This window comes from Leuconostoc sp. JNUCC 76 (assembly GCF_053667755.1).
The window spans coordinates 1,835,999-1,857,676 of the sequence record NZ_CM132206.1 but is presented as its reverse complement, the minus strand read 5'-3'; the positions used below and the strand labels follow the sequence as shown (position 1 = coordinate 1,857,676).

Annotated in this window: 17 protein-coding genes; 11 read left to right on the top strand and 6 right to left on the bottom strand. The window is 36.6% G+C overall.

Annotated elements, in window-relative coordinates:
• Positions 1-19: 19 nt before the first annotated feature.
• The 3 genes from groL to JNUCC76_RS09360 all read left to right on the top strand — a co-directional run bounded on the left by groL (position 20) and on the right by JNUCC76_RS09360 (position 3,862).
• Positions 20-1,639, top strand: a complete 1,620-nt coding sequence (gene groL, locus JNUCC76_RS09370) for a chaperonin GroEL (protein ID WP_454154312.1) — start codon at positions 20-22, stop codon at positions 1,637-1,639.
• 127 nt (positions 1,640-1,766) lie between these two features.
• On the top strand, positions 1,767-2,288 hold the full coding sequence (locus tag JNUCC76_RS09365) for a PadR family transcriptional regulator (RefSeq protein WP_454154310.1): 522 nt from the start codon (positions 1,767-1,769) through the stop codon (positions 2,286-2,288).
• Entirely contained in the window at positions 2,288-3,862 is a 1,575-nt protein-coding gene (locus JNUCC76_RS09360; RefSeq protein WP_454154308.1) for a DHA2 family efflux MFS transporter permease subunit, read from the top strand. The genes JNUCC76_RS09365 and JNUCC76_RS09360 overlap by 1 nt, the downstream gene beginning before the upstream one ends.
• A gap of 46 nt (positions 3,863-3,908) precedes the next feature.
• Here JNUCC76_RS09360 and JNUCC76_RS09355 read toward each other — a convergent pair whose 3' ends face one another.
• Both JNUCC76_RS09355 and JNUCC76_RS09350 read right to left on the bottom strand, forming a co-directional pair.
• Positions 3,909-4,712 (bottom strand): DUF2785 domain-containing protein, encoded by an 804-nt coding sequence (locus JNUCC76_RS09355; RefSeq protein ID WP_454154306.1) that lies wholly within the window; start codon positions 4,710-4,712, stop codon positions 3,909-3,911.
• A gap of 28 nt (positions 4,713-4,740) precedes the next feature.
• Positions 4,741-6,078 carry a C1 family peptidase gene (locus JNUCC76_RS09350; protein WP_454154304.1) on the bottom strand — a complete coding sequence of 446 codons (1,338 nt, stop codon included), beginning with the start codon at positions 6,076-6,078 and terminating at the stop codon, positions 4,741-4,743.
• 134 nt (positions 6,079-6,212) lie between these two features.
• On the opposite strand from JNUCC76_RS09350, the gene JNUCC76_RS09345 reads away from it, so the two are divergent.
• From JNUCC76_RS09345 to JNUCC76_RS09325, 5 genes are all read left to right on the top strand, one after another.
• Positions 6,213-6,656 (top strand): DUF3290 domain-containing protein, encoded by a 444-nt coding sequence (locus JNUCC76_RS09345; RefSeq protein WP_454154302.1) that lies wholly within the window; start codon positions 6,213-6,215, stop codon positions 6,654-6,656.
• Positions 6,653-7,291 (top strand): DUF421 domain-containing protein, encoded by a 639-nt coding sequence (locus JNUCC76_RS09340; protein ID WP_454154300.1) that lies wholly within the window; start codon positions 6,653-6,655, stop codon positions 7,289-7,291. Before JNUCC76_RS09345 ends, JNUCC76_RS09340 begins: the two co-directional genes overlap by 4 nt.
• Before the next feature lie 100 nt (positions 7,292-7,391).
• Entirely contained in the window at positions 7,392-8,279 is an 888-nt protein-coding gene (locus JNUCC76_RS09335) for a prenyltransferase (RefSeq protein ID WP_454156559.1), read from the top strand.
• Between the two features lie 185 nt (positions 8,280-8,464).
• Positions 8,465-9,460: a D-2-hydroxyacid dehydrogenase gene (locus JNUCC76_RS09330; protein ID WP_454154298.1), complete on the top strand. Its 996-nt coding sequence runs from the start codon at positions 8,465-8,467 to the stop codon at positions 9,458-9,460.
• A gap of 160 nt (positions 9,461-9,620) precedes the next feature.
• The gene (locus JNUCC76_RS09325; RefSeq protein ID WP_454154296.1) at positions 9,621-10,859 is read left to right on the top strand and encodes a PTS sugar transporter subunit IIC; all 1,239 of its coding nucleotides are present in this window, start codon (positions 9,621-9,623) and stop codon (positions 10,857-10,859) included.
• A gap of 31 nt (positions 10,860-10,890) precedes the next feature.
• On the opposite strand, the gene JNUCC76_RS09320 is transcribed toward JNUCC76_RS09325, so the two are convergent.
• Together JNUCC76_RS09320 and JNUCC76_RS09315 are read right to left on the bottom strand one after the other, a co-directional pair.
• Positions 10,891-11,499 (bottom strand): Rgg family transcriptional regulator, encoded by a 609-nt coding sequence (locus JNUCC76_RS09320; protein WP_454154294.1) that lies wholly within the window; start codon positions 11,497-11,499, stop codon positions 10,891-10,893.
• A gap of 53 nt (positions 11,500-11,552) precedes the next feature.
• Positions 11,553-11,774 carry a helix-turn-helix domain-containing protein gene (locus JNUCC76_RS09315; RefSeq protein WP_454154292.1) on the bottom strand — a complete coding sequence of 74 codons (222 nt, stop codon included), beginning with the start codon at positions 11,772-11,774 and terminating at the stop codon, positions 11,553-11,555.
• 294 nt (positions 11,775-12,068) lie between these two features.
• Here JNUCC76_RS09315 and JNUCC76_RS09310 point away from each other — a divergent pair, with 294 nt between their 5' ends.
• Positions 12,069-16,613 carry a glycoside hydrolase family 70 protein gene (locus JNUCC76_RS09310; RefSeq protein ID WP_454154290.1) on the top strand — a complete coding sequence of 1,515 codons (4,545 nt, stop codon included), beginning with the start codon at positions 12,069-12,071 and terminating at the stop codon, positions 16,611-16,613.
• Between the two features lie 55 nt (positions 16,614-16,668).
• Here the strand turns inward: JNUCC76_RS09310 and JNUCC76_RS09305 are convergent, their stop codons facing one another.
• Positions 16,669-17,076 carry an ImmA/IrrE family metallo-endopeptidase gene (locus JNUCC76_RS09305; RefSeq protein WP_454154288.1) on the bottom strand — a complete coding sequence of 136 codons (408 nt, stop codon included), beginning with the start codon at positions 17,074-17,076 and terminating at the stop codon, positions 16,669-16,671.
• A 6-nt stretch (positions 17,077-17,082) separates the two neighbouring features.
• Positions 17,083-17,472: a helix-turn-helix domain-containing protein gene (locus JNUCC76_RS09300; RefSeq protein WP_072614176.1), complete on the bottom strand. Its 390-nt coding sequence runs from the start codon at positions 17,470-17,472 to the stop codon at positions 17,083-17,085.
• Positions 17,473-17,624: 152 nt separating this feature from the next.
• Between JNUCC76_RS09300 and JNUCC76_RS09295 the strand changes: the two genes are divergently transcribed.
• Both JNUCC76_RS09295 and JNUCC76_RS09290 read left to right on the top strand, forming a co-directional pair.
• On the top strand, positions 17,625-17,837 hold the full coding sequence (locus JNUCC76_RS09295; RefSeq protein WP_454154286.1) for a helix-turn-helix domain-containing protein: 213 nt from the start codon (positions 17,625-17,627) through the stop codon (positions 17,835-17,837).
• An 84-nt stretch (positions 17,838-17,921) separates the two neighbouring features.
• Positions 17,922-21,512 carry a KxYKxGKxW signal peptide domain-containing protein gene (locus JNUCC76_RS09290; protein WP_454154285.1) on the top strand — a complete coding sequence of 1,197 codons (3,591 nt, stop codon included), beginning with the start codon at positions 17,922-17,924 and terminating at the stop codon, positions 21,510-21,512.
• The last annotated feature ends 166 nt before the right edge of the window (positions 21,513-21,678 follow it).

Genomic DNA, 21,678 nt, shown 5'->3' with positions numbered 1-21,678 from the left:
CAAAGGAGATATTTAAATCATGGCTAAAGAATTAAAGTTTTCAGAAGATGCACGCGCAAAGATGAAGGCGGGTGTTGATAAATTAGCTGATACAGTTAAAACAACAATTGGACCAAAGGGTCGTAACGTGGTTTTGGAACAATCATATGGTGCACCAACGATTACAAATGATGGTGTAACGATTGCCAAGGCAATTGAATTAGAAGATCATTTTGAAAATATGGGTGCTAAGCTTGTCGCTGAAGTTGCTTCAAAGACAAATGATATCGCAGGTGATGGTACAACAACCGCCACTGTTTTGACTCAAGCAATTGTTGGTGAGGGCTTGAAGAATGTGACTGCCGGTGCTAACCCTGTTGGTATTCGAACAGGAATTGAAAAAGCCACTGCTGCAGCCGTTGCAAAGTTGCATGAAATGTCACACACAGTTAATACTAAAGATGAAATTGCTCAAATTGCATCAATTTCAGCCGCCAATGAAGAAGTTGGTGAATTGATTGCTGAAGCGATGAATAAAGTTGGTAATGACGGTGTGATCACTATTGAAGAATCAAAGGGTATCGAAACAACACTTGACGTTGTTGAAGGTATGCAATTCGATCGTGGTTACATGTCACAATACATGGTGACCGACAATGACAAAATGGAAGCTAATCTAGATAATCCATACATCTTGATTACTGATAAGAAGATTGGTAACATTCAAGATATTTTGCCAGTATTGCAAAGTGTTGTTGAACAAGGACGTGCTTTGTTGATCATTGCTGATGATATCACCGGTGAAGCCTTGCCAACATTAGTTTTGAACAAGATGCGCGGTACATTCAACGTTGTTGCGGTTAAGGCACCAGGATTTGGTGATCGTCGTAAGGCACAATTGGAAGATATCGCTATCTTAACCGGTGGTACAGTAATCACTGAAGATCTCGGATTGAATTTGAAGGATGTTACGATTGAACAACTAGGTCAGGCTTCAAAGGTTAATATTACTAAGGACAACACAACAATTGTTGAAGGTTCAGGTGATAAGGGTGCTGTCGCATCTCGTGTTGACACAATCAAGCAACAAATTGCTGAAACAACTTCTGATTTTGATCGTGAAAAGTTGCAAGAACGTCTTGCAAAGTTGGCTGGTGGTGTTGCTGTTATTAACGTTGGTGCAGCCACAGAAACTGAATTGAAAGAACGTAAGTACCGCATTGAAGATGCTTTGAATGCAACGCGTGCTGCTGTTGAAGAAGGTTTCGTTGCCGGTGGTGGTACAGCATTGGTAAATGTTATTGCTGCTGTTTCAGCATTGTCAGAAGAAGGCGACGTTCAAACTGGTATCAATACTGTTATTAAAGCATTGGAATCACCTGTTCGTCAAATCGCTGAAAATGCTGGCTTAGAAGGATCAGTGATTGTTAACAAGTTGAAGGAACAAAAAGAAGGATTTGGTTACAACGCTGCTACTGATGAGTGGGTAGACATGATTGCCGCTGGTATTGTGGATCCTACTAAAGTAACACGTTCAGCATTGCAAAATGCTGCCTCTGTTTCAGCCTTATTGTTGACAACAGAAGCTGTTGTTGCTGAAGAGCCAAAAGATGACGCACCAGCTGCTATGCCACAAGGTGGTATGCCGGGCATGATGTAATCATACATCTAAAAGCGACCCAATTAAGGGTTGCTTTTTTTGTTTGCAAAATAACGCTTGACAATTATATCTAATAGATATAACATAATTAAATGAATATATCTATTAGATACACGGAGGGTGTTTTATGTATGAACTTTATATTTTAGGTCAATTATTATTCACGGATCGTTCGGCATATAAGTTGCGTTTTGTCTTGGAAAATATTTTGGGTGCCCATCGAAAAGTTAGTTTTGGTGTTTTGTATCCCTTATTGGAAAAGATGAAAACTGCTGGGACGATTGTGATGACAGATGATATTGATTGGCGAGGCAAGAAAAAAATACATATTACACCTGCTGGTAGAGCTCGTTTTGATGAATTGATGAGAGAACCAGTTCAGCAAAATGCGCACCTAGATGATGTTTATTTGTTCAAATTATCTGGCTTGGAATTGGTTGATGCGCAATTAGCACAACAAATTATTGATGATTTTCGTTCGGAAAAATTATCTCAGCGTGATGGTTATAAGAAACATTTGGCGGAATTAGAAGTACGTCACGCAGGGGCCACTTTTTTACCATCTGCGCGTAGGTTGAATCAGTTACAAATTGATTTAGCCAACACCTATTTAGATTATGTCGACAAAATTGAAAGTGAATTAGAATAATGCAAAATTTAGTACACGAAAAAACAAACTCTAAGCGTTGGTTAGCGTTAATTGCTATTTCACTCGGAGTGTTTATGGCGTTAATTGACACCACAGTTGTCAACGTCGCTTTACCTAGTATTCAAACCAGTTTGAATGCATCATATTCTGATTTACAATGGGTCATTTCTTCTTATACGATTGTTTTCTCAGTATTGTTGTTAATTTGGGCAAAACTAGGGGACTTATACGGTCGAAAATTGATGTTTATGATTGGATTGGTCATTTTTACGATTGGTTCAGGGTTAGATGCTGTGTCAACAACAATCAGTATGTTACATATTTTCCGTGCAGTTCAAGCTGTCGGTGGATCCGCTCTCATGTCATTATCGTTTGCTTTAATTGGCACAAGTTTTGATGGCAAAGAGCGTGGCATTGCCTTAGGTATTTTAAGTTCAATTATTGGTCTTTCAACTGCTTCGGGTCCGCTCTTAGGTGGCTGGTTGGTGGATGCCTTTTCATGGCAATCTATTTTCACAATTAATTTGCCAGTTGGTATCATAACAATAATTTTAGCATGGTTCTTCATTCCTAACAAACAAACCCATCGTGCCAGTGGTCGAGTAGATTTTTTGGGTATGATATTATCAGCTGGAACCATTTTTTCTTTGGTTCTTGGCTTGGTTCAAAAGGAAATGCACGCTAATTGGAGTTGGGGTGAGCTTCAAGTCGCTGGCTATTTAGGTATGGCCGTTGTCTTGTTTGCATTGTTCATCTGGCGTCAATGGACTACTAAAAACCCCATGATGGATTTGAGTATGTTCAAATCATCTTCCTTTACAGGAGCAGTCATTATCGCATTTTTCTTAGGCGCTGGTTTGTATGGATTTTTTGCTTACCTATCTACCTTTATGCAAAACTATGTCGGCTATACAGCTTGGCAAACAGGGCTACGGCAAGCAACCATATCAGGATTTTCGCTTATTTTAGGACCCATCGCTGGTATGTTAACAAACCGTTTGCGACATGGTTATATGCTGGCATTTTCAGCTTTCTTTATAGGCATCGGCTTGTTTACCTTGAGTGCATTAACGACGAAAACGGCAACGTTTGCTGATTTCTGGCCAGCCTTTATTATTATTGGTATTGGTGGTGGTTCGATAAATCCACCAATGACAACAGCAGCTATGTCATCTGTAGAACCTCGTCAAATGGGAATGGCTTCTGGAATGATATCTACGTTTATGCAGGTTGGTGTGAGTTTTGGTGTGGTATTTCAAGGATTACGTTTAGCTGATGGTTATCAAGCAGGACTGTCACAATATTTACCAAAAGTTACTGGTGCACCAACAGCTATGATTACTACATTACACCGTGTATTGGTTGAGGCTGGACCATTTTCTGGTCATGCAATTGTGACAAGCAAACGAATATTAGCAACATCTTTTGCACACGACTTACAGACAGCTATTCGTTTGTCATTTAATCGAGGATTTATTAGTATTATGCATTTAGATGCTGTTTTGTTAATTGTCGGCGGTATTATTGCAGCTATTTTAATTAAAACAGGTGGGAATGATAACAGTTCAAAATAAAAACAACAGTTAGATAATTGTCTGACTGTTGTTTTTTAGTATTTGCTTAAATATACTTGAACTGTTGGTAATTTTGTTTAATAGTTTTGTTGACTAAAGATGCTATTTTATTTGATTGGGGTTGAGCAATTAACATATTTGCCTGCAACTTAATTAAGAAAAGGGAGACATTACTATAAGCGTTAAATTCATTTTTATTGAGATGATTAAGTTGAACAAGCCAATTACAAATTTCATGTTCAGTTACTATTTTTTTTCGAAATAAATGTAAAATTGGCATAACTAATCTACCAGGCTCATCGGCAGTAAATGCAAAAGGATATTGTAAAATATTTTTGACAATATTCATTATTCTAATGGCATCATCATATGTAAAACAATTGAAATCAATTATTTCATCAATCAAATCAGCAACATGTGCAATGCCATGTGCCCACCCATGAACCGTTAAACCACGAAGGTCGTGCTCATTCTCAATATAAATCGTGCTTTGTTTGATAATTTGACGTTGCTGTTGTGAAGATAAAAAAGATACTCTATTATGCTTATATGATAAAACTGCTAGAAACAATGCCGTGAAACTACGAGTAAAGATGCTTTGTTTATCATCTTTGTTATCAATGTTTTTCAATAATAAACTGTGCATAATTAAAAAATCTGTCACTTGTTGTTCTTGAGTAAGTGATAGTTTATTGTTGATAACATACTGTGCAAAGGTGCTATAAATTAATTCATCTCGTAACTCGGAATCTAGATTACCGATATTATCAATCATTTTAAATAGTAGTTCATTAGGAATAAAAGGAGTAGGTTCGCTTTTTAGCTTAAGTAATCGTTCCTTTAAAGTCATATGTTAAGTAAATCTCCATTTATCATAATTAAGCTAGTGCACCCATAGGATCCCATGGGGCCAGAAGTGTGGGCGTGGTGTTTTCGTAAATATCAACTAGTTTTGAATCCAGATACTTTTTTTCAACGACAATTTGATAAGCATATTCACTCATCCATTCATCTGACATTGTGAAGTAGCCTTTTTTACCAACTTTTTCACCCCAAGAGTTTTCAACTTTCCACTTTTTGGGCTTTCCTGTTTCGTCAAGATCAACACCAGTCAATACCATGGCATGAGTCATCAAACTTTGACCATAGTCTAATCGTTGTGCTTTGGTCATGCTTGAATTAACGCTGAACAATTCATCTGTCGAGAAAATATTATTAGCCATTAGACCACTGTCACGGTCAACTTGAGGGCCCATATCTACACCAAACCAGACGCTCTGGCCATCTTTAAGCTGTTCAATAGCCAGATCTTTCATTTTGTTAACATCCACATTGAGATGTTTTACGTCACGACCACCAATGACATTGCCCAACATTTCAACATTATAGGTAGCATTATAGGGTTTATCTACAGTTGGTGCATTAATAATAGATACATATTCATCCAAATCCCAACCAACAAACTTTTTGTAATAGTTTTGGGGTGAAATCTGGTGTTCAACATGGAATTTATTTAATTCATCACGATATTCAAAATCAAACTTAACCGGTGGTTCGCCTAAAGTTAGAGACAAGACACGATAAACGTTGGCAAGCATACTATTACGCATGTCCGCGATATTTTTTTCTGTGGCCTGATTAGCTACTAGGTCACGGAGAACAGTTGCATCGTGGCGTAAAAGCGTATTCAGCGTACTATTAAGCTCTTTAGTGGCAGAAGAAGAATTTGACTCAGGATAGACTGCCTGTGGAACGACGCCGTATTTTGAAATGATTGAGACCATCATATCCCATTGGCCGCCATCTTGTTGCGGTGTGGTTAGCAAAAAAGAGACGCGACGTGAATCCAATGATTCAGTTGCCGTTTTTAGGATGTTTTCATAAAAATAATTCGCTTTTTCAAATTTATCCCAGAATAGTGTATAACTTTGTGAAAGTTGAAACTCATCACTAATATGAAATCTGTCTTTAATATCATGTCTCATAGTATTCAATGCGGCAAACATCCAGCAACGGCCGGACTGCTTTTGGTTTGCCACTTTACCTGTGTCTAAGTCAATGGAAAATATTGGCATATTAGCGTTTACAACCGATTGATTGAAACTTGCATTGTAAATGCCATTTTTAACAACAGCGCGACGAATGACATCATTTTGATGAGTTGATGTCTGTTCGCGCAACAATTTAATTTGTTGTTCTGTAATTTCTGTTTCCAAGATAAAAGCTCCTTTTTTTAAGTAAGTATAATACAAATAATATAGCGCTTTTTATGCATAGGTTCAAGCAAGGTCAATCATATCGCAATGTATTTTTCAGATATGGTATGATAATTAGCGAGGTAATTTTTAAGATGAACTTTTATTCTGTTGATTATTTAGTAAAACAAACTAATATAAACGATACTATTGGTAAATATCTGATGGTTGTTGTTTTTGTATTGATGGCAGTAGGAGCAGTTGCTTCAGTTAGAAATCGTTTGCAAACTCGTTATCGCGAATTGAGTATTATAGCGTTGTTGCTTTTTTTATTTCTAGCTGGGGCACGATATACAGACTATCAACAAGCTAAATCTCAAGATGATCAAAAAACGCAAATGGCTGCTTTTGTATCTAAGTTTGCCAAAACGCAAGGCGTTTCCAAAGATAAATTATATTTTAATTCGACAACAGTGAGTGATGGTATGTTGGTCAAAATGGAAAAAAAATATTATCGACTCACGATCAGCGCTGATCAACAATCTTATAGCCTGACACGTGCATACCTAATTAACTCGAAAGTGAAGGTGGTCAAATGAGTATTTATCTACCCATATTAACTAAGCTAGCAATTGGGTTGGTAGCTTTAATAATTCAGATTAATGTCATGGGCAAGGGTAATTTAGCACCAACAAACGCGTTAGATCAGGTTCAAAATTATGTTTTGGGTGGTATTATTGGCGCAGTTATATACTCAGACACCATCACAGTTTTTCAATTTACAATTGTATTGATTATTTGGACAATGTTAGTGATGACATTCAAGTTTTTAAAAGAACATAATCGTTACGTCAAACTATTAATTGATGGACAGCCTAAGGTTGTTATTGAACAAGGAAAAGTGAACATCAAAAACGTCCTGTCTTCTGGCTTATCAGCGAATGATTTAATGTTTAAATTGCGATCACAAAGTGTTTATGATTTGTCTCAAGTTAAAAGAGCTGTGCTTGAAATAAATGGACAACTGACAGTAATATTAGCCGGTGAGGAGAATATGAAATATCCTATTATTTTTGATGGACAAATCAATACAGATGTATTGGAGGTCATTGATCGTGATGAGTCATGGTTAACTGATACTGTACAGAATCAAGGTTATGAAAGTATTAATGACATATTTGTTGGCGAGTATATCGACGGTAAAATTCGCTTAACGCCATATGAGAGTAAGTGATAGTATGCACTAATTCAAAATTTAACATTTATTGTAACGACACGATGCAGTGTCGTTTTTTGTTTTCTGATACAATAAATGTCAGAGGATTTATAAAATGATGACATATAAGCAGTTTTTAGATTTGGTGGAGATTCGGGTTGTTGTACCGAGTATTGCACCACTATTAGTTGGTTTAGCATATAGCCAGTGGCAGTATGCTCGTGTTAATTGGTTGAATACATTATTGTTAATTATTGCAACGGTTGCGGTACATTTAGCCGTTAATACTTTCAATCGTTACGAGGATAATAAACGACAAAAAGAGAACTCGTTTTTGAGGGAGTCTGATGATGCTGAAACAATTACTGATAAACAAGTATTGCGTGTTGCAGAAGTTCTGGCATTGATTGCAGTGCTTGCAGGAGTTACTGTCGCTTTGCGAACAGATTATATAACTTGGATTATTGGAATTGTTAGTTTTTTAATTGGTTATTTTTATTCTGCCGGACCAAAACCGATTACAAATACACCATTTGGTGAAATTGTATCTGGAATAACAATGGGCTATTTTATTTTTGTGGCTCAAGTATATGTAAACACACGCATGGTGCCGACAGGTAATGTACTGTTTCAATGGTTTATTGTCAGTTTACCGTTGACCATTTTTATTGCAGAGATTATGTTTGCTAATAACATTGCTGATTATGATGAAGATCAAGCAAATGATCGACATACGTTAGTTCACTACATAGGCATTAAAAATGCGAAAAAAATATACGTCTTTTGGGCTATTTTAGCTTTTGTTGAAATTATACTCGTGACACTAGTTGGCTGGTTGCCAACAACTTCTTATACTTTATTAATTTTACTGCCGATTATTATCAAAAATGCACGTGCATTCGTGAATCATCCTGTCAAAAAGGACACATTCATTTTGGCCATTAAAAATTTAGTTGTCGTTTTTATGGGAATGCTTGTTACTTTATTAGTAGGCATATTATTATAGCTGGTGGAAAGTGCTTTAATTAGTGATTAAGGTAAAGAAAATGGAATGGGTTACATTTGTTTAACGACTGTCATTTGTAAGGGGTAAATTTTTTCTGAAATCTGTACATTATATGGGATTAATCACGTGCGTTAGCTCGTGAAATAGGGTACAATTATAGATGAAATAAAATTTTGGAGGATCTTATGAAGATTTTTGCTTACGGCATTCGTGATGATGAAAAGCCATCACTTGAAGAATGGAAAGCGGCTAACCCAGAGATTGAAGTGGACTACACACAAGAGTTATTGACACCTGAAACAGCTAATTTAGCTGAGGGATCAGATTCAGCTGTTGTTTATCAACAATTGGACTATACACGTGAAACATTGACAGCTTTAGCTAACGTTGGTGTTACTAACTTGTCATTGCGTAACGTTGGTACAGATAACATTGATTTTGATGCAGCACGTGAATTTAACTTTAACATTTCAAATGTTCCTGTTTATTCACCAAACGCTATTGCAGAACATTCAATGATTCAATTATCTCGTTTGCTACGTCGCACGAAAGCATTGGATGCCAAAATTGCTAAGCACGACTTGCGTTGGGCACCAACAATTGGACGTGAAATGCGTATGCAAACAGTTGGTGTTATTGGTACAGGTCATATTGGACGTGTTGCTATTAACATTTTGAAAGGCTTTGGGGCAAAGGTTATTGCTTATGACAAGTACCCAAATGCTGAGTTACAAGCAGAAGGTTTGTACGTTGACACATTAGACGAATTATATGCACAAGCTGATGCAATTTCATTGTATGTTCCGGGTGTTCCTGAAAACCATCATCTAATCAATGCAGAATCTATTGCTAAGATGAAGGATGGCGTGGTTATCATGAATGCTGCGCGTGGTAATTTGATGGACATTGATGCTATTATTGATGGTTTGAATTCTGGTAAAATTTCAGACTTCGGTATGGACGTTTATGAAAATGAAGTTGGCTTGTTCAATGAAGATTGGTCTGGTAAAGAATTCCCAGATGCTAAGATTGCTGACTTGATTGCACGCGAAAATGTATTGGTTACGCCACATACGGCTTTCTACACAACTAAAGCTGTTCTAGAAATGGTTCACCAATCATTTGATGCAGCAGTTGCTTTTGCCAAGGGTGAGAAGCCAACTATTGCTGTTGAATATTAATATAATGGAATTCCCAGATTCAATGTTTGGGAATTTTTTATCCGAGGGGTTTGTGAAAAAATAATCAAACAATTTTGATTATAATATCGTAAGTTTGGGAGAGAGTGTGGCGCAGTGAGGGGTGTGTCACAAATATGAATTGAAAAGAGGAAATGATAGTATGTCTATCAAAGCAGAAGGCGAGAAGTGGTCTGCCAAAGAATCGCAAGATTTGCGTAATGAAGAATATGCACGTAAAGCGAAAGAAAATGCCCCCGTTGAGTTTAGTGGTCAAACTGATTTACGCTTGAAGGATTTCTTTTTTAAGGTTTTGTCAGGTTCAGCGCAAGGTATTTTAATTGGAGTTTTGCCATCAGCTGTTATGAAGTACATCATTCAGTATTCAGGTCTGGGTACTACGGCATTTGGTGCTAACTTGAGTGCTATTTTAACGTTATTCACATCATTGATTCCATTTTTGATTGGTATGGCGGTTGCTTTACAGTTCAAAATGAAGAGCTTAGATGTTGGTGTTGTTGCGATAGCAACAGCCGTAGCTTCTGGATCAATCAAGTGGGCTGTTGCACCTAAGGGGTGGCTTAATCCAGTGACTGGCCTCAACTCCGTAGCACCTGCTAATGTTTATATAGCATCTGGTGCTGGTGATGTGATCAATGCAATGATCGTTTCCGCTATTGCGGTTTTCATTACTTGGCTTGTTGCTCGTTACCTAAAAGGATTTGGATCAGTTGCTATTATTTTAAGTCCTATTCTTGTCGGTGGTGGCGTTGGTTTGATCGGTAAAATGATTGCGCCCTATGTCGGGGATGTTACTACTTGGATTGGTCAATTAGTTGAAACATTTACTAAATTAGCCCCTGTACCTATGGCAATGTTAATTGCAATGGCTTTTGCTATTATTATTATTACACCAGTTTCAACTGTTGGAATTGCTTTGGCAATTAGTCTATCAGGAATTGGATCTGGTGCGGCTGCCATGGGTGTTGTTGCTACAACCATTGTGTTATTGATTAATTCATGGAAAGTCAATAAGCCAGGTGTAACAGTTGCTATTGCATTAGGTGCCATGAAAGGTATGATGCCATCAGTATTTGCAAAGCCGGTGACGATGCTATCATTCTTGTTAGCTGCCGCGATTTCTGGTATTCCAGTTGCGTTGTTTAATATCCAGGGTACACCAACAACAGCTGGATTTGGTTATATTGGATTGGTATCACCAATCCAATCAATGGTCAAAGATTCTACTGTACCTTCAACAGTTATGAATCACTTCATTAATCCAGCGATTGCAGTTCTGGCATGGTTGGTTATTCCTATCATTGCAGGATTCATTGCACAATTTGTGTTTAGCAAACTATTGAAACTTTATACACCAATGGATTTCCAACAAGATTTATAATAATTAGTTAATAAAAGATACATCTAAGAGTTTAACTTTTAGGCGTGTCTTTTTTTGTGTCTTCAAAAAAAGGACTTGGTGTTTGAGTAATTTTTAAAAACTTATCAAAATTTTCTAAAGTAATATTTTGATGTAGGTACGTAGCAATACTATAGGCGTGCCTAATTTTGTTATTATTATTCTCAAACACCCCAGTCCAAAATAGTAGCCACGTTTGAAACTTAAAGTCATCGGTGTTAAATTTATATTTTTTAATTTTATCTAATAGGTATCTAGTGAAGTCATCTTTTTTTTGTATAATACTTGTTTCCAAAGCATTAATCAATAGTTTGCTCACAGTTTCAACGGATGCCATTGGCATATTATTCGTAGCGTACTGTTTCAGTATGTCAGATATGTAAGGTGTGCTTCTTTCAACATGTATCATGTTAACTACATTCGCCAATAAACATAAGTCATAAAACTGCCAGTAACTAATATTAAAAAAGTAATCAATCAATTCATTCTGATCGTCGATTGATGCAACCAGGAAATCTAAGTGATACAAAGTAGATAGCGACATTAAATAATAATGACGCATGAATGGGTCGTTAGGATTCTTGATTGTATCATTTTGTAATACTTGTGTTAATTGATTCAATTTTTGACGATCATTGCCTTGATAATATTGATTTAAAACAGTTGTCAGGGTTTTTAAGTTGTTTTTTTTTTTCCAAAAACAGCCGAAAAATATTCTTCAAATGAAATGTTTAGGGCGTTACACAACAAAAGTACTGTGCGATCAGTTGGTTCTGTCTTATTATTCTCTATTCTAGATACCATTGATTGTGAGCCAATTAAAACACCCAACCGTTGTTGAGATATTCCTCGTATCTTCCTAATTTCTTTGATAACAGATCCTTTTTTATTATTCATATTCTTAGTAACCTATAATTATTTAACTTTTTATATTTTATTTAAAAACAGTGACTTATTATATATTAGAATAACCTTAATGATTTCTAATTATTCAATTCTGCATAATTTATTTTAAATATTTGTTTCATTATATATTAAAATAGTTAGTTTTAATGATTAACGTTTGTAAAAACAATTGCTGACAAAACATTCTTAGTCACAAATGTTTATGATCTCACAAACACAAATAACCGTTTTACTCAGAGAATAGTCATTTGTGTCAGGAAGGGAAAGAATGAAGGGAAGAAGTAAATGAGAAATAGAAATGTAACAAGCGTTTTCCGGAAAAAGATGTATAAATCTGGAAAAATGTTAGTCATTGCAGGGAGTGTTTCATTAATTGGTGTTACCAGTTTTATTCAACAAGCACAAGCTGATGTTTCACAAAACAATGGGGTAGTAGTAGCCACGGCAGTCGATCAATCGAATTCAGATGCGACTACGACTGACAAATCAATTACAACGAACGATAAGGCAGCCACGACAGCCAATACATCAACGAATGATAAGGCAGCCACGACAGCCAATACATCAACGAATGATAAGGCAGCCACAACAGCCAATACATCAACGAATGATAAGGCAGCCACGACAGCCGACACATCAACGAATGATAAGGCAGCCACAACAGCCGACACATCAACGAATGATAAGGCAGCCACAACAGCCGACACATCAACGAATGATAAGGCAGCCACGACAGCCAATACATCAACGAATGATAAGGCAGCCACAACAGCCGACACATCAACGAACGATAAGGCAGCCACAACAGCCGACACATCAACGAATGATAAGGCAGCCACGACAGCCAATACATCAACGAACGATAAGGTTGCCACAACAGTCGGCACATCTGATAATAATAATTCAGATGCGACAAGCGATAAAAATGTGAGTTCATCGGCACAAAAAAGTCAAACGATTGATAACAATTCGAAGACGACCGATACTACTGCAGCATTAGAAGCCAGTTCAAAGAACCTGAAAACGATTGATGGCAAAACATATTATTACGATGATGATGGTCAAGTTAAAAAGAACTTTGCTACCGTAATTGATGGTAAGGTACTTTATTTTGATAAAGAGACTGGCGCATTAGCTGATACAAATGACTATCAATTTTTAGAAGGATTGACTAGTGAGAATAATAATTATACGGAGCATAATGCCTCAGTTGGTACATCTTCTGATAGTTATACAAATGTTGACGGGTACCTAACAGCCGACAGTTGGTACAGGCCAAAGGACATACTTGTCAATGGCCAAAACTGGGAATCATCAAAGGATGATGATTTACGACCATTGTTAATGACTTGGTGGCCAGATAAGGCAACACAAGTAAATTATTTGAATGCGATGAAGTATTTAGATACCACTGAAACGGAAACTGTTTATACTTCAGATGACAGTCAAGAAGCCTTGAATAAAGCAGCACAAAACATTCAAGTGAAGATTGAAGAAAAAATTAGTCAAGAAGGCCAAACACAATGGCTCAAGGATGACATTTCAAAATTTGTTGATAGCCAATCAAATTGGAATATTGCTAGTGAATCAAAAGGAACTGATCATTTGCAAGGTGGTGCATTGTTGTATGTCAATAGTGATAAAACACCAGATGCAAATTCTGATTATCGATTACTTAATCGCACACCAACAAATCAAACAGGCACGCCTTTGTATACGACAGATCCAACTCAAGGTGGTTATGACTTCCTCTTGGCCAATGATGTGGATAATTCAAACCCAGTTGTTCAAGCAGAACAATTAAATTGGATGTATTATTTGTTAAATTTTGGATCAATTACTAATAATGATGCAGATGCTAACTTTGATAGTATTCGAGTAGATGCTGTTGATAACGTTGATGCTGACTTATTGCAAATTGCAGCTGATTATTTCAAGGCAGCATATGGTGTCGATAAGAGTGATACAATTTCGAATCAACATGTTTCCATTCTTGAAGACTGGAGTGACAATGATGCTGAATATGTGAAAGACAACGGCAATAATCAATTATCAATGGATAATAAATTGCGTTTGTCATTAAAATACTCACTCACTATGCCACCAGTGGATCAATACGGTAATAAAAGAAGTGGTTTAGAGCCATTCTTGACAAATAGTTTAGTTAATCGTACAAACGATTCGACAGAGAATACTGCACAACCAAATTATTCTTTTGTTCGTGCACATGATAGTGAAGTACAAACAGTTATTGCTGAAATTATTAAACAACGAATTGATCCGGATTCTGATGGCTTATCACCAACGATAGACCAATTAACAGAAGCATTTAAAATTTATAATGCTGATCAATTGAAAACGGATAAAGAATTCACACAATATAACATTCCAAGTACTTACGCCACAATACTAACGAATAAAGATACAGTGCCACGTGTGTACTATGGTGATATGTATACAGATGATGGTCAATACATGGCAACAAAGTCACTTTATTACGATGCAATTGATACTTTGCTGAAGTCTCGTATCAAGTATGTTTCTGGCGGACAAGCAATGTCTATGAAATATATGCAAGGTGATAGTAGTATGGCTGCTGATAGTTATCGAGGCATTTTGACATCAGTCCGTTATGGTAATGGTGCGATGACTGCTACCGATGCAGGGACAAATGAAACGCGTACGCAAGGTATCGCAGTAATTGAAAGTAATAACCCAGATTTGAAGTTAAGCAATACAGATCAAGTAGTTGTTGATATGGGTATAGCACATAAGAACCAAGCATATCGTCCTGCTTTGTTAACAACTAAAGATGGCATAGCTACTTATGTATCTGATAGTGATGTTTCACAAAACTTAATAAGATATACAAATAGTAATGGGCAACTTATTTTCAATAGTTCAGATATTGTGGGTACAGCAAATCCACAAGTTTCTGGATACTTGGCGGTCTGGGTACCGGTTGGTGCTTCAGATACTCAAGATGCGCGAACTGAAAGTAGTACAGCTACAACTACTGATGGGCAAACATTGCATTCAAATGCTGCGCTTGATTCTCAAGTTATTTATGAAAGTTTCTCTAACTTCCAATCTACACCAACCACAGAAGCTGAATATGCTAATGTACAAATTGCAAACAATACTGATTTATACAAGAGTTGGGGAATTACAAACTTCGAGTTTCCACCACAATATCGTTCAAGTACGGATAATAGTTTCTTAGATTCAATTATTCAAAATGGTTATGCATTTACTGATCGTTATGACCTTGGATTCAATACACCAACAAAGTATGGTACTGTAGATCAACTCCGTACAGCTATTAAAGCTTTGCATGCGACAGGTATCAAAGCAATGGCAGATTGGGTACCAGATCAGATTTATAATTTGACAGGTAAAGAAGTGGTTGCGGTACAACGTGTTAACAACTCGGGAATCTATAATCAAGATTCTGTAATTAATAAAACATTGTATGCTTCACAAACCGTTGGTGGCGGAGAATATCAGGCACTATATGGTGGAGAGTTCCTTGATGAAATCAAGAAATTGTACCCGGCTCTATTCGAAAAGAAACAAATTTCAACAGGTGTACCAATGGATCCTAGTGAAAAGATAAAAGAATGGTCCGCTAAGTACTTTAACGGTACTAACATTCAAGGTCGTGGGGCTTACTATGTCCTTAAGGACTGGGCCACAAATGAGTACTTCAAGGTAAGCACATCAAGCAATAGCAGTGTATTTTTACCAAAACAATTGACGAATGAAGAATCAAACACTGGATTTGTTTCAACTGATGGTGGGATGACATATTATTCTACAAGTGGATACCAGGCAAAAGATACATTTATTCAAGATGACAAATCTAATTGGTATTACTTTGACAAGAATGGTTATATGACATACGGTTTCCAAACGGTTAATGACAATACTTATTATTTCTTGCCCAATGGTATTGAATTACAAGATGCTATCTTAGAAGATAGTAAAGGAAATGTGTATTATTTCAATCAATATGGCAAACAAGCAATTGATGGGTACTATATGTTAGCTAATAAGACTTGGCGTTACTTTGACAAAAATGGTGTTATGGCTAATGCTGGCTTAACAACAGTAACTGTTGATGGGCAGAAGCATATCCAATACTTTGATAAGAACGGTATTCAGGTCAAAGGGACTTCCGTGAAAGATGCAAATGGAAAGCTACGCTATTTTGATACTGATTCTGGTGATATGGTGACGAACCGCTTTGGTGAAAATACAGATGGTACATGGTCATACTTTGGTGCTGACGGTATCGCTGTAACTGGTGCACAGACAATTAGTGGGCAAAAATTGTTCTTTGATGCTGACGGAAAACAGATTAAAGGTAAGGAAGCGACTGATAAAAAGGGAAAAGTTTATTACTATGATGCTAACTCTGGTGAAATGATCACTAATCGTTTTGAAAAGTTATCAAATGGATCATGGGCATACTTTAATAAAAAAGGTAACTTCGTAACCGGAGCACAAGTCATTAATGGTCAACATTTGTTCTTTGAAAGCAATGGTAACCAAGTTAAGGGTCGTGAATACACGGCTACTGATGGGAAGATGCATTACTACGATGCAGATTCTGGTGAAATGGTGACGAATCGCTTTGAACGTATATCAGATGGATCATGGGCATACTTTGGTGCTAATGGTGTTGCTGTAACTGGTGCACAGAATATAAATGGACAACAACTATATTTTGATGCCAATGGTCATCAAGTTAAGGGAGCCGCAGTAACACAAGCTGACGGTAGCCAAAAATATTATGACGCAAATTCTGGAGAGCTGATTAAAAGCTAACCTAATTTAGTTAATAACACAAAAAAGTGTCATCAATTAATTGGTGGCACTTTTTTTATGCTAATATTTTTTCAACAAGATGCGTTATTTGACCAAGACCAAAGGCTTCAATAAAGTGAAACCGCCGATCCCAACGTTCTTGTTTTAAGGGAATTTCTGAGAAATAAAAATCTACTAAAATTTGAATAGCATGTAGATTAGCTTCCGTTTCATCGGATAATTTTGAAAGCGGAGAAAACGCGTAAGTATCATTGCTTCTTGTATAAATTAAATGAGATATTTCATGCGAAATTCTAAAATAGTAGCTGAAATTTGTTTTGTAATTGTTGTTGATGATGATAGCTCTTTTGCGACCATTGGCCACATCTGGGTCAAGTTCTGTGCCATCAATATGTATTAATGTCAAACCATTTTTTTGTACGATTTGTTCAAGATAGTTTGAAATTCTATTATCTATGTACACTAAAAATTAATCCTTTTTTGTTTTTTCATCAGCATCTGGCAAGGTGCGGAGTATGGACAAAATTGCTTCGCGATATTCTGGGGATAAAGGTTTTCCTTCAAAAGACAAGAGTAAATCATCATCGGCAAATTGTTTGCCAAGATCTACACTGTTCGGGTGTTTAGGTGAAGTATGGGAAGTAATTCCGGCAATATGTAATATTTCATCTTTTGATATTCTCAATCCTTTAGCAATTCGATAAAGTGTTTCAACTTTGGGAATGTTTTTATTGCCATTTTCAATCTGGGATAAATAAGCAGATGAAAAATTACCTTGTAGGGCAGCTTGACGAACAGTATAATGCTTTTTTTCTCTAATATGTTTAATTTTTTGGCCGAACTGTTCTTTTGTTACCATATATGCAAACCCTCCTGTTAATTGTTTACTTTTATTATATACAAATGAAAAACAAACATAAACACAATGAGTTGCAAAACAGAATATAAAACGTTTGACAATGTGATACAACGCCTATATAATGACACTATGATAAAAAATGGGGAAGATAAATGTCACTAACACTACAATTTCGAGATGCTACTTCAATTAGAAAGGAAATCGCAATACGCGGGGAAAGCATTGCGATTTTTTCCAAAAGAATAGGTGTCAATTATTCATTAATGACAGAATATTTAAATAATAAGAAGCATCCATCGCCACCAACGGCTAAAAAAATTGCTAAAGGACTTGATAAAGAAATCAAGGATATTTTTTTTATTTAAGCGTTTGACAAAGTTATACAATTATTGTTTAACGTTTATCAAAATGATATAATGAACACTTACAATAATTACTCGGGGGAGCATATGGGAAATAGAAAAGATCGGTATAAATTATATAAGTCAGGAAAATTATGGATAACGGCAACTGTTGCTGTTACGTTGTTTAATGCAGCTATAACAGTTGTCAGTGCTGATGATGGAAATTCTACAGAGCAAAGCAGTTTGGTTCAAAATGATAAAGATGTCGCTCTTGTACCAGACAATCAGACATCTCTGGCGGTAGATGATACGGAAATCGTCAGTGCTGTTGAATCGGCTGAAAGTGTGGGGGTTACTGTTACACAGGAACCTACCCGAAGTAATATAGTGAGCGATTCTGAGAATACGGAGGATATTGCTAAGGTCAAAAACGATATTGCAAGTGACTATGCACAGCAAATTTCTGAACTACAGAATGCTGAAAAGACACAACAGCAAAATAATCAACAATTTAATCAACATATTGAAGAATACGAATCAGCTTTACATAAGGGAAAACAGCAAAATAAGGATGGCAAAACACAGATTGCAACATCAGCTGCTAAACAGGCTTTGAATTTCGATACTTCAAAACCCGCAGATGAGAGCAACCCAACATCGAATATAGAACCCAGTGAAGTATACACGGGCATTGGTTCACATTCAAACCTCAGTGATAGTACAAAAGTATGGGAGTATACAGGACCACAGGTATTGAATGCAACAATCGAAAAAACGTGGTCCAGTTCTGGAAGTATCGAGGATGCTGATGGTAATAAGCGAAGTGTCGACTTTCACGAAATTTTCCATGATTTCCAATTACAAAATGGTAATTGGAATGACAGCAACAATTATAAGGAGTCTGGCATTCCGCATTTAGCTATCAGTAGCAATGCGGTTGATAACGTATGGGCAACGAATCTAAATTGGCAAACAACTTTCTGGTTTACTTATAGTGATAGTCATGAAGTTGTACCGATTTCTAAGGTTCCTGGTTCAAATGAGGAACCTAAAGTATATTTTTTGTCTGGATCCTTAAGTTCGACAAATTTCGCAGGCCCAGAGTGGGATAACTGGAATGGTAATCGCAAAGAGTATGTTCAAACGAATGATGCCAAAACAGCTATTATTAATGAGCAATCAACAATTGGCTTAGATTATATCAGCGCTGAGGGCATTGTAGACAATGCCCCTAATGGGCTTGCTTATGTAAATACAAGTGCTGATTTTCAATCTCCAAATTGGGATGAGGATACCAACCCGCAACACTATGCTATCGAAGAGGGTGTATCTTTTACAGATTTCACAACAGATAAACCAACATTATATATTGGTGCGGTTCCGATGAATAAAAATGCGCGTTGGTGGCATGAGAATCATAATATGAATTCTGATGAACTAGCATTTTTGAAAAAGCCGGAAAAGATGGATCCAGTTACTGTTGCTTATCATTTAAACACTATAACGTACGAAAAAAACAATAATATTCAACCGTTAGTAGCAGAAATTACTGATTCAAACGACGAAGTTTATCAGGGAAATGAAGTATTAAATGATATACCAACACCTGAAAATGGGCAGAAGGGGTATGGTGCAGCGGCAAGCCCAACTTTGATGGCATCAAGTGTAAAAAATCAATCCGAAGTCACAGTTCACTATGTTCTTAAGAGGATAAATGGTAAAGAATTACAGCCAACACAGATTATTAAAGGAACTAGTGGTCAATCTTATTACGATGAGGTCGGTAATTTCATTAGTAACAATTCAGACGGAGATATAGCAACATATGAGATTCCAGAAACACTTAATCAAGAAGTAGCAGGCATTACCGATTCTAATGACGGATTATTACACTATACTTATACTGCCGATGGTAATGGCGGTGTATTTGTTGAGCAAAAAAGTATTTCTAATCCAAAACAGAATGTTTGGGTGATTTATACTTATACTGTTGATGGCAAGAACGGTTCAGATGGCAAGAATGGTGTCGACGGCAAAGATGGCATTGATGGCAAAAATGGTTTAGACGGTAAAGATGGTGTGAATGGCATTGACGGCAAAAATGGCGTAAATGGCATTGATGGTAAAAATGGTTTAGACGGCAAAGATGGCGTAAATGGCATTGATGGTAAAAATGGTTTAGACGGCAAAGATGGTGTAAATGGCATTGATGGTAAAAATGGTTTAGACGGCAAAGATGGTGTAAATGGCATTGATGGTAAAAATGGTTTAGACGGCAAAGATGGTGTAAGTGGCCTTGATGGGAAAAATGGAGTCGACGGCAAAGATGGCGTAAATGGAATTGATGGCAAAAATGGTTTAGATGGTAAAGATGGTGTAAGTGGCCTTGATGGGAAAAATGGAGTCGACGGCAAAGATGGCGTGAATGGCCTTGATGGCAAAAATGGAGTTGACGGCAAAAATGGCGTAAATGGCCTTGATGGCAAAAATGGTTTAGACGGTAAAGATGGTGTAAGTGGCATTGATGGCAAAAATGGAGTTGACGGCAAAGATGGCGTGAATGGCCTTGATGGCAAAAATGGTTTAGACGGTAAAGATGGTGTAAGTGGCCTTGATGGCAAAAATGGAGTTGACGGCAAAGATGGCGTGAATGGCCTTGATGGCAAAAATGGAGTTGACGGCAAAGATGGCGTAAATGGCATTGACGGCAAAGATGGCGTAAATGGCATTGACGGCAAAGATGGCGTAAATGGCATTGATGGCAAAAATGGAGTTGACGGCAAAGATGGCGTAAATGGCATTGATGGCAAAAATGGTGTCGATGGCAAAAATGGAGTTGACGGCAAAGATAGCGTAAATGGCATTGATGGCAAAGATGGTGTCGACGGCAGAGATGGCGTAAATGGCCTTGATGGCAAAAATGGTTTAGACGGCAAAGATGGTGTAAATGGCATTGATGGCAAGAATGGTTTAGACGGTAAAGATGGCGTAAATGGTAAAGACGGACAAAATGGTTTAGACGGCAAAGATGGAATAAACGGAATCGATGGCAAGAACATTTTAGTAGATAATCAAGAGGTCTCAAATAGTATTGAGAGCAAAGATGTTACAGACAGTATTGATAATAAAAACGTGCGAGACAGTACGGAGAACTTTAAAGGTAATACCCTAAGCACTTTCAAAATAAGCGGTGATGCTATGGAGGAAATGATAGTTAAAGAAGAGTACTCTTCTATTAAAAATAGCAGTCAGGTTCAAGAAGAGCGGCTTTCAGATAACGTACCTAATCAAAAAATGGAGGATTATTATCAAGTTGATCACAGCACGTTTCCAGTTGGCCAATCAAATGGAAATAATTTATCCGCTAACATTGAAGAGAGAATAGACTCCCACAAAAGTGAGCAAAACCATAATGAGGGAAAAACTTCGCAGCTGAATAATTTAGTGGCAAAAGATAACTCTAGTGATGTTTCCTGCATAAACCAAACTACCGATACCGATGCTTTAGTTTCTCAAAACAATCTTGAAAAACAGAAAATGAATCAATTCAAAGATAATGGGTTACAGCTTCCTAAGACAAATGTGCACCGAGATTTTGCATCAGTAGTGGAATCCCTTATATTAGGTATGTTGCTTATAATGTATAAATTATATAAAAAATTAAAATATAATGTGATAAATAATAATAATGTTTGATTTTAATTGCTTTATATTTATTATTGAACACATGATGGATATATAAAATACTATTTTTATTAAATATTTTTTATATATCATTTATCTTATGAGTTTTTGTTTTATTTTTTTATTACTTTATAATCAATATAATCAATGAATGATTAATAATAATTAACATTGTTAA

Bases quoted from the DNA above. Each gene is read 5' to 3' on its own strand.
- JNUCC76_RS09315 (WP_454154292.1), bottom strand. From the start codon at position 11,774: ATGAATAATAAAAAAGGATCTGTTATCAAAGAAATTAGGAAGATACGA.
- groL (WP_454154312.1), top strand. From the start codon at position 20: ATGGCTAAAGAATTAAAGTTTTCAGAAGATGCACGCGCAAAGATGAAG.
- JNUCC76_RS09300 (WP_072614176.1), bottom strand. From the start codon at position 17,472: ATGGTAACAAAAGAACAGTTCGGCCAAAAAATTAAACATATTAGAGAA.
- JNUCC76_RS09360 (WP_454154308.1), top strand. From the start codon at position 2,288: ATGCAAAATTTAGTACACGAAAAAACAAACTCTAAGCGTTGGTTAGCG.
- JNUCC76_RS09355 (WP_454154306.1), bottom strand. From the start codon at position 4,712: ATGACTTTAAAGGAACGATTACTTAAGCTAAAAAGCGAACCTACTCCT.
- JNUCC76_RS09365 (WP_454154310.1), top strand. From the start codon at position 1,767: ATGTATGAACTTTATATTTTAGGTCAATTATTATTCACGGATCGTTCG.
- JNUCC76_RS09335 (WP_454156559.1), top strand. From the start codon at position 7,392: ATGACATATAAGCAGTTTTTAGATTTGGTGGAGATTCGGGTTGTTGTA.
- JNUCC76_RS09330 (WP_454154298.1), top strand. From the start codon at position 8,465: ATGAAGATTTTTGCTTACGGCATTCGTGATGATGAAAAGCCATCACTT.
- JNUCC76_RS09340 (WP_454154300.1), top strand. From the start codon at position 6,653: ATGAGTATTTATCTACCCATATTAACTAAGCTAGCAATTGGGTTGGTA.
- JNUCC76_RS09290 (WP_454154285.1), top strand. From the start codon at position 17,922: ATGGGAAATAGAAAAGATCGGTATAAATTATATAAGTCAGGAAAATTA.
- JNUCC76_RS09345 (WP_454154302.1), top strand. From the start codon at position 6,213: ATGAACTTTTATTCTGTTGATTATTTAGTAAAACAAACTAATATAAAC.
- JNUCC76_RS09295 (WP_454154286.1), top strand. From the start codon at position 17,625: ATGTCACTAACACTACAATTTCGAGATGCTACTTCAATTAGAAAGGAA.
- JNUCC76_RS09325 (WP_454154296.1), top strand. From the start codon at position 9,621: ATGTCTATCAAAGCAGAAGGCGAGAAGTGGTCTGCCAAAGAATCGCAA.
- JNUCC76_RS09310 (WP_454154290.1), top strand. From the start codon at position 12,069: ATGAGAAATAGAAATGTAACAAGCGTTTTCCGGAAAAAGATGTATAAA.